The 12,197-nt window shown below is 59.5% G+C and carries 9 protein-coding genes; 4 read left to right on the top strand and 5 right to left on the bottom strand.

Annotation, left to right across the window (positions count from 1 at the left end; genetic code table 11):
- Positions 1-200 precede the first annotated feature (200 nt).
- Both E6C64_RS08215 and E6C64_RS08210 read left to right on the top strand, forming a co-directional pair.
- Entirely contained in the window at positions 201-2,117 is a 1,917-nt protein-coding gene (locus E6C64_RS08215) for a hypothetical protein (protein WP_136427135.1), read from the top strand.
- Between the two features lie 91 nt (positions 2,118-2,208).
- On the top strand, positions 2,209-2,988 hold the full coding sequence (locus E6C64_RS08210; RefSeq protein ID WP_136427134.1) for a DUF4190 domain-containing protein: 780 nt from the start codon (positions 2,209-2,211) through the stop codon (positions 2,986-2,988).
- Between the two features lie 576 nt (positions 2,989-3,564).
- On the opposite strand, the gene E6C64_RS08205 is transcribed toward E6C64_RS08210, so the two are convergent.
- From E6C64_RS08205 to E6C64_RS08190, 4 genes are all read right to left on the bottom strand, one after another.
- Entirely contained in the window at positions 3,565-3,942 is a 378-nt protein-coding gene (locus tag E6C64_RS08205) for a hypothetical protein (RefSeq protein ID WP_136427133.1), read from the bottom strand.
- Between the two features lie 1,447 nt (positions 3,943-5,389).
- Positions 5,390-6,580, bottom strand: coding sequence for a lipopolysaccharide biosynthesis protein (locus tag E6C64_RS08200; RefSeq protein ID WP_136427132.1), 1,191 nt, complete (start codon positions 6,578-6,580; stop codon positions 5,390-5,392).
- A gap of 42 nt (positions 6,581-6,622) precedes the next feature.
- Positions 6,623-7,456, bottom strand: coding sequence for a glycosyltransferase family 2 protein (locus E6C64_RS19570; RefSeq protein WP_136427131.1), 834 nt, complete (start codon positions 7,454-7,456; stop codon positions 6,623-6,625).
- The gene (locus tag E6C64_RS08190) at positions 7,449-8,429 is read right to left on the bottom strand and encodes a glycosyltransferase (RefSeq protein ID WP_136427130.1); all 981 of its coding nucleotides are present in this window, start codon (positions 8,427-8,429) and stop codon (positions 7,449-7,451) included. The genes E6C64_RS19570 and E6C64_RS08190 overlap by 8 nt, the downstream gene beginning before the upstream one ends.
- Before the next feature lie 364 nt (positions 8,430-8,793).
- On the opposite strand from E6C64_RS08190, the gene E6C64_RS08185 reads away from it, so the two are divergent.
- On the top strand, positions 8,794-10,164 hold the full coding sequence (locus E6C64_RS08185; protein WP_158437804.1) for an O-antigen ligase family protein: 1,371 nt from the start codon (positions 8,794-8,796) through the stop codon (positions 10,162-10,164).
- A 9-nt stretch (positions 10,165-10,173) separates the two neighbouring features.
- Here the strand turns inward: E6C64_RS08185 and E6C64_RS08180 are convergent, their stop codons facing one another.
- Complete coding sequence (locus E6C64_RS08180; protein WP_136427128.1) at positions 10,174-11,154, bottom strand: glycosyltransferase; 981 nt, start codon at positions 11,152-11,154, stop codon at positions 10,174-10,176.
- 841 nt (positions 11,155-11,995) lie between these two features.
- On the opposite strand from E6C64_RS08180, the gene E6C64_RS19205 reads away from it, so the two are divergent.
- Positions 11,996-12,187 (top strand): hypothetical protein, encoded by a 192-nt coding sequence (locus E6C64_RS19205; RefSeq protein WP_199240992.1) that lies wholly within the window; start codon positions 11,996-11,998, stop codon positions 12,185-12,187.
- The last annotated feature ends 10 nt before the right edge of the window (positions 12,188-12,197 follow it).

Raw genomic sequence — 12,197 nt, 5'->3', positions numbered from 1 at the left:
GAGCTGGACGGAGAGCGACGTCTTTCAAGGCAATCCCGTCTGACCCTTCTCCTCGCTGCGGCCTTCCGATCAGGTCCAGTCGCGGAGGTCGTTCCCCGGGCACCCCGAGCCTCGATAGAGTGCGGCAACGCTCCCAGGACGGGACGCGGGGAACGCCAGCGTCGGACACCCCGAAGGACCCATCCAACGAGGGCAGAACGATGACGTCAACTGAGCGCTCCAGCGCCCAATTCCTGCTCGACCGCGCTCGCCGACGCCCCATCGTGCTGATCGCCGCAACGGTGGTCGTCCTTCTGGTGATCACCGCGATCGTCTACATCGCAGTCCGACCGCACGAGCGCAGTGAGACGTGGACAGTCGGGGCGGCGGGCGGCGTGTTCGGAGACGACGTCCAAGTCACCGTGCCCGCCGCGGCGCTCACCGTTGACACCACGCTCGAGATCGTGAGCAATTCCGATCAAGGGCCGGATGACGCCACCGCCTCCGATTACGCGGTCCCTCTGTCGTCGCCCTACGAGATCACCTTCGAAGGCCAGAGCGAGGTGGATGGCGCAACCGTCAGCGTTCCGCTCGACGCGGATGAGCTTCCGACCATCGACGGCGTCCAGACGACCACGGCTGATGCCTTCCTGGCGGTCTACAACGGGCAGCTCGAGACGTGGATCCCGATCCCGACCACCTATGACGCGGCGACCCGGCGGTTGGTGGCTGAGGCCCCGCACTTCTCCCCGTTTCAGAAGTACGTGGTGAATCCGGTCAAGGCTGCAGCCGGCGCGGTGGCTGACATCGCGAGCACGGGAGGTCGCGCACTATGGAGCTCGGTCGCGAAGACGTTCGGCTTCAAGGCGGAGGAGGCGGACTGCTCCAAGCAGGACGACTCATGGACGGTGTCAGTCAGCAACTCGCACTTCGACGCGTGCATGGTCCCGGCGGGGGATGACTATCAGCTGAGGATGGACAACGACATCTTCCTTCGCTACATCGTCGATCCGCCGGACGGCTACGGCATCGGGCCCAACGACTACGACCTAGGGCTCGACACCGCCTCGCTGCTGTCCCGGCTGATCTCCGCGACACAAGACAAATCCGTGCTGCCTTCACGAGGCCGTGCCCAGCTCTCCATCTCGGCGGACGAGGCCAGCAGGATCGAGAATGGCGACGACGAGACGGTATACCTCACCCCGGACGTCCTCGGGCTCATCCTCGATGCAGGTCTCGTCGCCTTATCGGTCTGGCCGGTCGCCAAGCAGAGCGTGCAGGTGATCACGAACTCGACCGTGCGTGCCGCGCTCACCGAGATCGCTCCCGGCGAGCTCACGCCGGCGCTTTCAGTGCAGAAGGTCCAGGAGATCATTCAGACGGGTGGAGGAACCGCGGCAGGGGCGAAGGCTGTGGCCGCCATCCTGTCGTGCGGGCTCTCGGCGGTCAGCGCCCTTGGTGCGAACGATGGCGAGGACCTTCTCGACGCAGCGGTCCGTGAAGGCAAGGAATGCGCGCTGAGCACTCTGCAAGAGAACGTCGAGGGCTCTGCAAAGGATCTCGCGTCACTGTTCACGGTTTTTCCCGACACCTTGCGCACCTTCGAGGGGCTCGCGGTCGCGGGCGCGATTTCGCAGGTCTACACGGACCTGCTCGGCGTGACCATCACCGTGACCAAGAACGGGCCTGGTGGTGGTAACTCGGGCGCACCTTTCATGTCCCCGATGCTGACCTCGATTGCAGACGGCTTCTATCAGGGCTACATCCGGTCGGGAACGGACGAGGCGATCGTGTTCAACCTGTGGAACTCTCTCACCGGTGCCGACATGGATGCCTACTGCGCCGAACACGGATTCACGCCGAGTGCCGAGACCATCAACTGGTGCATCACGTACGCCTACGCCGACAGCGGCGTCGTCTATCAGCTGCCCATGCAGAATCCGCCCAGATCGGTTTCGGTTCCAACCGACATTCGCGATCCGATCGGCGATCGCGTCGAACCTCTTGCCAAGGTCAGCGACATCCCGACGGAGTTCTTCGACTCGCCGATTGGGACGGGCACCCTGACCGGCATCGTCGTGGAGGGAGGAGTAGTGACGGACATCACCGCGAACTTCGCTCCGACGGTGCGGCCCTAGTGCGAGCGCATCGTGGGTAAGGGATGAACGAATTGACGGCGACCCGCACCTCCACTGGCGTGTTAGTCCGCGCGACCGTTAGCTTCTGCTCATGACGACGCAGCCCACTGTTCCTGCACCGCCCACGCAGATGCCATCCGTCGTCTTCGATCCATACGCCAGACGTCCGTCGAACGGATTGGCCGTCGCCGCGCTGGTGCTGGGGATCGTCGCGATCGTGTTCGGCATCTGGATCGTCGTGCCCTTGATAGGCATCGCGTTCGCCTTTTCCACGTTTGTTCCAGCGCTTCTGGCGGTGATCTTCGGCTTCTTCGGCGTGCGTCGGGCGAAGGAGGTACGCGTCGGACGCGGGATGGCCCTCACAGGCATCACTCTCGGCGGGGTCACACTCGCGCTCAGCGTGATCACGACGGCAGTCTGGGTGATCTCCTTCGCTGGCTTGGGGATTGCGTCGTCGTCGTACTCCGCGCAACAGGCGCAGCAGGCTCAGGAGCAGTCTCAGCCCGATCCAGAGCCCGTCGCTCCCGCGGAGATTCAGGCCGTCTACCCACAGGGAGTAGTCGACGTCACGGGAGTCTCGCAGTACAGCGACGTGTACTACGCGAACATCCTTGGCGCTTCGGTAGAGGGCAATGACTTGCGGGTCAGCGTCGATGCAATGGGCAACGGCGACCTGCGCGCCGCGGACTCATCGTGCATCCACGATTCATCCGGATTCACCGTCCGGCCCCTTGGCGCTGAGATGACGGTGAACGAGGGCACCCACCGCGCAGGCGACCTAATCTTCTCGCTCGTCGGCATGAGCGGACCGATCACCTTCACCTACTCGTGCCAGACCGATTACTCCACGGTTGAACTGATCACTCCCTAGTCAGGCAAGTCCACCCGCGTGGCCCAGCGGGCGCTATGCGCGAGTCCACGCCCCCTCACACATCGGCGGCGCGGCATACGAATTGCAATCGTTGATTGCCTTCCGTGTGCCCGCAGAGTTGATTGCGGCCATCATCCCGATGATCACCCGCCCAACGTCCCCTGGAAACCGAACAGCGACGCCCGCCCCCCTCTCAGCGATCGACCACCTCTACGCATACCAGCTCTGGCTCCGCACCCTCCGGCCCCTCCGCCACCTGAAGCAGTCCGCCTGCCCCGAGGCCGCCGAACATGTATAGCCAGGCGAGATCCTCCGAAGGCGCGTCCGGACTTGCCCAGAGCACATCGGTGTACTCGCCCGGCTGAGCGCAGCCGCCGAGCCAACTGAATTAGCTGACCGGCGGAGCCGGCGCTGCGCCCGTCGCCAACGAGCACACTCGCCCATCCGCCAGTTTGAGCTCCACCCGGGCCGGCTGCGTCACGGTCCGCTCCATCGTGGAAGTCGGAATCCGCGTTGACGCGCTGCCACTCGCGGGTGCCGTCCCCGCAGAGTGCCTCTGTAGACCTACCGGAAGAGTCAAGGGCGATGAAGCACGCGTCGAATACTGCGCTCGCCGAAGCACCGATATGCGTCGGCTCGCCCGCTGATACCGGAGAAGTCGCCCGCCAGTTCGCTGGCGCCGTCGACGGTCGACCTATCACTCCAAGGCAGGAGGTCGACGACCTTGGTGGACCCGACACCCTTCACCGCAGCCGGGGCGCCGACCTCTACAGTCACTCGGCGGGTATTGGCGTCTGCTTGACGTTCGAACGCGAAGTCGTACTCGTTGGTGATCGCGGGGAGGACGGCTAGCGCGATGGAGATCCGGCCGAGGATCGCGGCCGCTTCCTTCGGAGTCTTGCCCAGGTCAAGGAGACCGAACGCGAGCTGCTTGAGGAACGCCTGCACGGCCACCTCAGACCCGTTGCTCCCTTCGCAACAGGTCTCCTTTGCTCGCAAGTTCTCGGGCGCCTGCCGCGCTTGAGCCCGGTGCCGAGCCGGGTGGAGCGACAAGGGCGACGAAGCGAGGCGCTACTGGTACCCAGGCGAGACGTAGCCGAGTCCTGAACTCGTCCCGCCCGGTGCCACGTAATCTCCGCCAGGAGGCACCCCTCGGTAGATGCGCGCCTCACCTCCGGCGCCATCATCGATCCCGGCGAGTCCTGGATATTTGCCCTCGGGGGGAACTGCATAGGACCTACCCGAGGAGTCCCTTTTGAACTGAAAACCACTATAGAAAGCACCGAACGTGTACGGGGGTGTCGTCGGAAGGTGATAGGCGGTACTCCATCGCGTGCCCTCGCCCAATTCGTAATAGACATCGAAGAATGACAGGGGACCGCGTAGGAAAGAGGGATCGGCGACGATGTTAAACAATTTGGAAGCTTGCCCAACAGTCAGCCCTGGCCGAAGGTTCACGCGGCTCCAGAGCGTGGGCCCCCATTGGCCAGTGATGGCTCCGTCGCCAATCATGCCGCCCTGATATGGATTGCAGACAGTCCAATTGAACACTTTCATGCTTCGCAGTCCGCCCCACGACTGAAAACCATCTGAGTGATAGAATCCGTCTAAGGAATTGAGTCCCTGTATGATTCGATCACATTCGCATCGCGAATTTTGAAGGACCAAGTCTGTAGAAGCTCCTCCTGGCTGCCGGATGCCATCAAGGGCATACGCTCCATGTACCCAGAGTCCTTCGATGAAGAGAGTGCCCGTTTGGCCTTGAAACTCAGGCCCACTCGACCGAGCGTAATAGTCGCTGTCTGACGGGCTATAACCCACGTGAGGTCGATCAAAGTCGATGTCAAATTCAGCGCCAATTATCTTGATATTCCGCCCACCACTAAAGCGAATACGCTCATGTATCACTTCATCGAAGATGAGATGATAGTCAACATTTGGGTCCAATACCACTTCTCGAATGTCAGAGTTGACGACACTAGTCATCGCCAAATTTATGTGTTTGATTGTGTATGCAACATCAGGCGGTGCCCACGGCAAGAGGGCTGATGCTGACACAACCGCAGGGGGAGCGGTCTCGCTGAGTATGGGCGGGGGAACAGAGACTGGTCGGGAAGCAGGGGCTGGCCGAGGGGCAGGGGCCGGCAGGCGACTGCTCGCGGCTGGCGACGGCGCAAGAGGGATCCCGCTTGCCTTTGGCTCTCGTATCGCACACGCGGACAGCAAACCGGCTGAAGCGGCCATGATCCCAGCCAGGAAGACACGTCGAGCGACTTGGGGTGTGTCTTGTGCCTCCACGTCTACAACCGTATTGGTTCAGGCAGGTGCAATCCACCAACTCGGAGAGTACTGCGTCCATATTGCTGAATCCACTGCCGGTTCCCGTTCGGCTGAGGGGGATCTAATGGAGATGGGTTCGAATGCTCTGCCAGAGCGAAACCGACTTCAAGAAATATACAACCCCGACCGCTAGCGCTACTCCAGTGGCGCCAAGCCCTATTGATCCGGCAACGAGCGCTACTAGAAGAACGCAAGCGGATACAACGCCATTGATCGCTACGAGCCTTTCGTGGCCTTGGCCTTGAAGAATTGCACCGAGGGCCGGAGATAATGCGACAAATGGGACGGAGAGGAGTGCTACGGTGAAGGGAAGAGCGGCCCCGGCGAATCGGTCGGTTAGGACTAGCACGATGAGGGGTTCTGCGAATATGCCCACTATTCCTAACGGAAGAAGGCATGCAAGGTACGCCAAGATAATGTTCCGCGCCGTCGTACGCGCGGCCGCTGAAGAACTTTTCGCCGCGTGTGGCATCAAGATAGTCGTGAGCGTCCCCGGGACGAGCATAAGGGGAGCCGTTAGTCGTGTCGCGGCTGCATAAAGTCCAGCTTGAAAAGAAGTTGAGAATAGGCCTAGAAAGACCGTGTCAAGTGTTCGCGCTTGTCCGGCCACATTGCTGAGGAGGAACGGTGCCCCTTTCTGAGCGACGGACACCAAGTGCGAGAAGCGGATATCGTTCGACGCGCGAACGTGCTTGCTCAGCCATATTTGGATCTGTATTTGGCCCACAAGGTTGCCAATCAAAGCGCTCACTGCATAGGAAGTTAGTCCATCCAATCCAGTTACTTGCAAGGCGAGAAACGCAACGAGAGCGGAAGCGCGGCGCAGAACGATTGACGTTGCGGGCATCACACCGATGTCGTCGGCGATCGGAACGGCCAACGCCGTTTCGACATTCTTCTCGACGGCCACCGAGATAGCCAGAAGCGCGAGGGCGAGGGAAGATACGCCAGTCGGCGCTAGCGCCCAGGCGCCGAACGCGAATACGGCTGCGGCAGCGATGCTGGTGTACCGATTTACCACTAGCGCCTGAGCAACTTCGTGATCGTCCCGATTCACGGCCCGAGCGCGGGATACAAAGTTCATCATCCCAAGGTCCGCGAAGGTCCCCAGGAATAGGCAGGCACCGAAGACAATGCCCGCCGCGCCTACCTCCGAAATCGTAGATACCCGAGTAAAAAGCAGGAAGATAATTGCCTGGAGCAAACTTCCCAATACTCGCCCGCCAGCAAAGAGGGCGAACTTCGACTTCATCTGCTACATCGAATATTTGGGAGTTGACCATCGATATGAGCGTCAGATTGCATGCCGCGTGCCGCCCGTCCATCCATGCTTCCGGTAGAAGCGAACAGCAGAAGCGACGTGACGTCGAGCCATCGGGTTTATCAATAGTGCGGCAAAGCCCCCTTTAGATGCTCTACCCCAAGAGTGAAGCGCACGAGCATTTGGCTCGTAACTTACCCTCCATCCGTCGCGCCACATACGAAGACAAAGATCAACGTCCTCAAAGTACATAAAAAAGCGAGTGTCCATCAATCCGACCGAAACTAGGGCGGATCGGCGAATCGCGAACGCACACCCCATGACCCAATCAACGTCCATGCGCGACTGGCTCGATATCGAAGAAGCGACTCGCGCTGCGTTCGTGAAACGGTCTAGTTCCATGCGTCCCAGTCGTGTTGTCCCGAAGCGAGTGCGCCTCGCGAGGAAGGTAAGGGGGCGGTAGAACGAGAAGGCAGTCTCCTGCCGCGACCCGTCTTCGTTAGATACTTGGGGGCCAACCACCCCCAAACCCGGGTCGGAATCGAGCGCGCCAACCAGCCCCTCGATGCCTCCCGGAGCTAACGACACGTCGGCGTTGAGCACGAGAACGTATGGAGAGCTTGTGCTGAGGATGCCTGCATTCACCAATCGTGCATATCCAACGTTATGAGTGAAAGGTATGTAAGTCGCGGTCGGATACTCATCTCGGACAATGGAGCGAGCCTCGCCTGTGGCTGCGCTGTCGCTGACAACCACCGATCGAACGTGGGCTGACCCGAGTTTGCGTAGCGCGTGGAGGTTTTCTCGCAAATCGTCGAGTGACCGATAGTGCGTGATCACAACATCGATTCCCGAAACGTCAGTCATTGGATGTCAAGCTGCGAGTGTCGTGGAGTTGGAGCGAAATCGTCGGTGGTAGAACGGCGGAGACCCTACCTTCTGCCGCGGCGTTCATGTGTATAAGGTTTATGTCGTCCGCCTCGGCCGATATGGCTAGGTTTCTCATGACCAGGTCATCGGCGATCTGCGCCTGATGGTCGTCCACGTGTTCACCCCGCGACTTGCGGCGGGGAACCAGCAGCGGGATCTTGCCGTTCTCAAGCGCCGTTAGGGCGGCGCCGGTTCCGGCATGCGAGATCACGAGGTCCGCTTCAGCCACGAGACGGCTGAGCTCGGCGGACTGGATGTTTGGTCGGCCGTCGATATCCAACCCGGTTAGGTCCGTCACTCCCGTCTGCCACGTCACGTCCACGTCAGCAAGCAACGGTTCGAGGCGCTCGAAAAGTGTCCGAAACCCGTAGGACTCCGTTGTCCCGACGCTGACTACTACTTTCTTGATCTCGGTTTTTGCATCCGCTGCTCGAGCGAATCGGTCAAAAATCGACCCGATATAGCGCCACTTGTCGGTTGCCCAGGCAGGATATTGATTGAATGTCTCGATACCGGGGATAGCGGCGACTATCTTCCCGGTGAGTGAAGGACCTGTAGCGCGGGCAGCGCTCTCAATGTAAATTGTCCGGACGCCCATTACTCGAGCCAGTGGCAGGAAACAGACAGCCAGGCTGGCACCTGTACTAATCGCAACTGCATATCTTGAGGACCGAAGCACGCGGAATGCCAGCGCAAAATTTCGAAAAATGTTGGGCAAGTCCCGTGGCGCGGCGTAGCGTGCGAATACCCGGCGTCTCCCTGAAAGAAGCGTTCTGCTTAGTCCCGTGTCGAACGTTACCCAATCCTGATCGGCAGGGTCGATTTCAAGTCGACGTGCATACTCGAACAACTGCTTTAGATGGCCGCCGCCTGATGACACCAGGAGGTAGCGGGGTGCTTGCGCTAGCAAGAGCAGCGATCCTTTCGCAAGCACGCGACGTGAGGAACTCGAGTGTGGGGTACTCGCCTACGAGCGTGGAACTTACGGCCCGGGGAAGCGCGCCTTCGCAACACGGTACCGCAATCCGGCGCAACTCTGGGTCATCCGTTGTCGAAGTTACCGAACCTCCAATTTGTCGGCAACTTCGATCCCGCTACTTCGCTGGCAATGACCTGCTCATTCAGCGTCGATCTACAACCCTAGCGCTCGTCATCAGCTCTCGGCCGCAGTGTCACGATGGATGAGATGAAGGACTATTGCGACTTCACATAGTTCCTGTGGGCGCCGATTACGAGAGAAGTCTTCGTGTAGTGTCTCGAGGATCATGCTAGGAGTGCCGTCGAGCGGGGCTGACATCGATGCTCAGAACGGGGCGCGATCAGTATCGGACACGGTTGACGGCGGGGCCCACCGACGCGACCTGCCTGCCGTAGCGGTCATCGTCGCCATGTTCGCGCTCGTGTTCGTCCCCAACATCATCCAGAAGTTTCTAGGAGGAGCTTCAGCAAGAATCGTTGGGGCCAGCGTGGTTGATTCGGCCCAAGCATCGTTAACGCGCACCATCATTAGCTTGGTCGCCATCATTCTTTGCGTGTACCTGATCGTGCGACGACAGCGCCGTTCCGCCTCTACTGCCCCAGCAGTCGCGGGGATTGTCGTTTTGCTGATTCCTTGGCTGTTGTTAACAGTCTTTGACTTCTTCGGGCACCGGATAATTCCGTCTCCACAATCGCTACTTTATCCATTGCTGTGCGTGGCGATCTGGCGGGCCCGATTGGGAGAGTCTGGGTTACGGGTCATCGCGCGTTGCGCGATCGCGGTAGCAGCGATCTCAGTCATCCTCGGTTCAATGTTTCCAAATTCGGGCCTGGAGACAATCACGACGGGTCAGTTCATAGCTTCGGAGAAGGCACTGCTGTTCGGATCCCTTTTGTCCGGCGTCTACTTTTCTGGGAATAATCTGGGCCAGTTTTTGGTGCTGCTACTACCGCTAATGCTTTACCTGAAGACGCGGTTCGGCAGGGTCCTCGGAGTCGTTCTCGTCGTCTTCGCAATCGTATGGACCGGATCTAGATCTTCGCTCATCACGATGATCGTGATTGCAGTGCTTGCGCTGCTCCTCGTACTCATCGACTCGGACACATCTCGAAGGAGGCTGGCCTGGGTTGTTGGGACGATCGCGCTGATAGTTTCGTTACTTGTGCCGTTCTTCTTCTCTGGAGATGCGCGAGCGTTTACTGGCAGAGGGCATATCTGGGCCACCACGCTAAGTTACGTCGCCGAGTCCCCAATCCTTGGCATGGGCTCGCGGTGGTTCACTGTTATAACCGGAACAGATAGCGATTTCGGTTCTACGGCAAATCAGTATGTCTTTCATGCTCATAATCAGTGGCTTCAATTGCTGGCCACTGGAGGAGTGGTTCTTTCTATCGCGGTGCTTGCGATGCTCTTTATTGCAATGAAGTTGGCGATCCGGTCTGCCTCACATCGCTCGATGCCTGCCGCGCTTTACATCGTGGCCTTCCTGCTGTCAGGTATTCTTGAACTAAACCTTGGATTCGTTGACCGCGCTATACTTTGGCCATCTGCACTCCTGCCGCTTGCCGTTATTGTCTCAATGCCCAAGGGTATTAGGTTCGCCTCGAAGATGAAGAACTTCGCTCGCAGGCAAGGCGAAATGCATCCGGGTAAATATCCCGCCTGAAAGCCTCGATTAAGCCTTAGCGAGTATCGCATCGTATGTCGCCCTTTGTTCGGAAATGCGCCGACCTCGTAGGTGTTCGATATCTGCTTTAATCGTAGTCGTCCGGGCGAGGGAGTCCATGATGGCGTCCCGAATGCTCTCGGGTTCGGTCGGGTTGCAATAGCTGGCCGTATCCTCGTAGAACTCTCGAAGCACCGGGAAATTTGACGTGACTTGAGGTACGCCCAGGGAAAAAGCTTCGTACCCTGCGCGCTGCATCGTGAAGTTTCTCGTAGTGATGGCTAGAATAGAATCTGCGGTTGACAACAGCTCGATAAGGTCCTCATAGGCCAAGAATCCGGTGACGGTAGTGTTAGCCGGCAAGTTGTCGCGAAGTGCGTTTGGAGCTTTGCCTGTGAATACAAAACGAATGTCGGGCAAAAGCCTGCAGGCGTCCAGTATGGCTGGAATGGGTTCGTCCGGAGCGTAGCTGGCGGGGAAGACCACCGTGCGGATGGCAGATTTTTTGTGCTTGAGTTCGATTCTCGCAATACTGATGTCATCGTGAAGAATCACTGAGTTCACACGGTGAAGCGCAAGGAGTCTTGCGTCCTCCTGGTTTGTGACGATTGCGCCATCACGCCGCAAACTCCAAAAGGCAAGCCCTCGGAGCCAACCCCAGCGGGCGCCCCTCAATGCAGCTGAGTGAAGATCCCCTACCACTCTCGTCGTCCTGGGCGTCCATAGCTTGACGGCGAACACGAGAAACGACGGCGGCATCATCACGATTATCAGTTTTGCCGATGTCTCCTTTAGTGTCGTATTGGTCCATTTTGCGAGTTGCACATATCGGCTAGGGACCTTCAAGTTCATTATCTCGTCCGGAGGGAAGAGAGCGGTACCACGGAGGCCTTTTGCGATTCCTGCGGAGCGCCCGTGATACTTGACCCAGCTAAGCACAATGGTTTGGGCTTCTGGGGATGTCCTGTCGATGCTCGCTTGTGATTCCAAGGGGTGCTTTCCTCCGAGAGGTGAGTGGGCCGTGTGTGGTCAGGGGTGGCGCTTGGATAGATAATTCGAGCCCGGTAGCCGCGCCGCCTTGTCACTGGGGCGAGAACCGGGTCGCGGTGTTCTTTTGTCAATACTGAGACCCGTGCGAAAAGTTAGCATGGAGGCGGGGGATGCATTTGCTGACACTCTTTGTGCGTCCCCATCGGCCCTTGCGGTTCCAATCGGTGCCCATTCGTCGCCGTCGGCGCTGCGAGGCAAGAGAGGACGCCGCTCCCGCGACCTGGTTGGGTCCGCGGTCGACGGGCTCATCCCGTACCTATCCGATTGGGACCTGGTCCGGGTCACTTCGATCGTGCCCGGTGGCATTGCTGCTCGCCCTCGCATGCCTGGCCCTCGAGTTACTCTGCGAAGGGTTCCCAGTTGGAGACACCAGCTCTCCCGACCGCCTAGTCGCTAGCTAGCCAGGGGCATCAAGGCTGGCGCTTTTCAACGGTACGCCTCTGGTTATCGCGGACTAAGTGATCGTGGAGTTGGTGAGTCTCGCGGCGACGTGCATCTCGCCACCAGGATCTTATTCATCAAGGCGGTGGTGGCTGGGATCGCGGAGGTCGCAGGTGCTGCCATGACTGCCCTCGCACGGATCGCCGCATGGTGGTCAGAGTTTGAGTAGAAGGCGGTTTCCTCGGCCTAGCGTTCAAGCTTGACTTCGACGACTTCCGCAAATTGCCGGCGCCTTGTTGCTGTAGTGACTTGGCGCGAATGTCATCGCCGACCTGAGGCCAACCTCAACTCAATTCCCACGGCCACGCAGTTCGGCTTCGTCCCGAGACCATCGATGCCGATGCCGATGCCGATGCCGATGCCGATGCCGATGCCGATGCGATGCCGGTGCCGATGGGCAGGGAACAAGGAGTATCGCGAACTCGACCGGGAGGGCTTCGGCAACTCGGAGGACGGTGGAGTCGAGGGTAAGAACGAAGGCGAAGGCGAAGGCGAAGGCGAAGGTGAACGTGAAGGGGACGGCGCAAGGTGAAGGGGATGGC

The organism is Naasia lichenicola (assembly GCF_004801885.1).
GTDB lineage: Bacteria > Actinomycetota > Actinomycetes > Actinomycetales > Microbacteriaceae > Naasia > Naasia lichenicola.
Note: the sequence above shows the minus strand (reverse complement) of the source record. Positions and strands in the feature narration are given on the sequence as shown.

Excerpts from the sequence above, each read along its gene's own strand:
- E6C64_RS08215 (WP_136427135.1), top strand. The coding sequence starts at position 201 with ATGACGTCAACTGAGCGCTCCAGCGCCCAATTCCTGCTCGACCGCGCT.
- E6C64_RS08200 (WP_136427132.1), bottom strand. The coding sequence starts at position 6,580 with ATGAAGTCGAAGTTCGCCCTCTTTGCTGGCGGGCGAGTATTGGGAAGT.
- E6C64_RS19570 (WP_136427131.1), bottom strand. The coding sequence starts at position 7,456 with ATGACTGACGTTTCGGGAATCGATGTTGTGATCACGCACTATCGGTCA.
- E6C64_RS08210 (WP_136427134.1), top strand. The coding sequence starts at position 2,209 with ATGACGACGCAGCCCACTGTTCCTGCACCGCCCACGCAGATGCCATCC.
- E6C64_RS19205 (WP_199240992.1), top strand. The coding sequence starts at position 11,996 with ATGCCGATGCCGATGCCGATGCCGATGCCGATGCCGATGCGATGCCGG.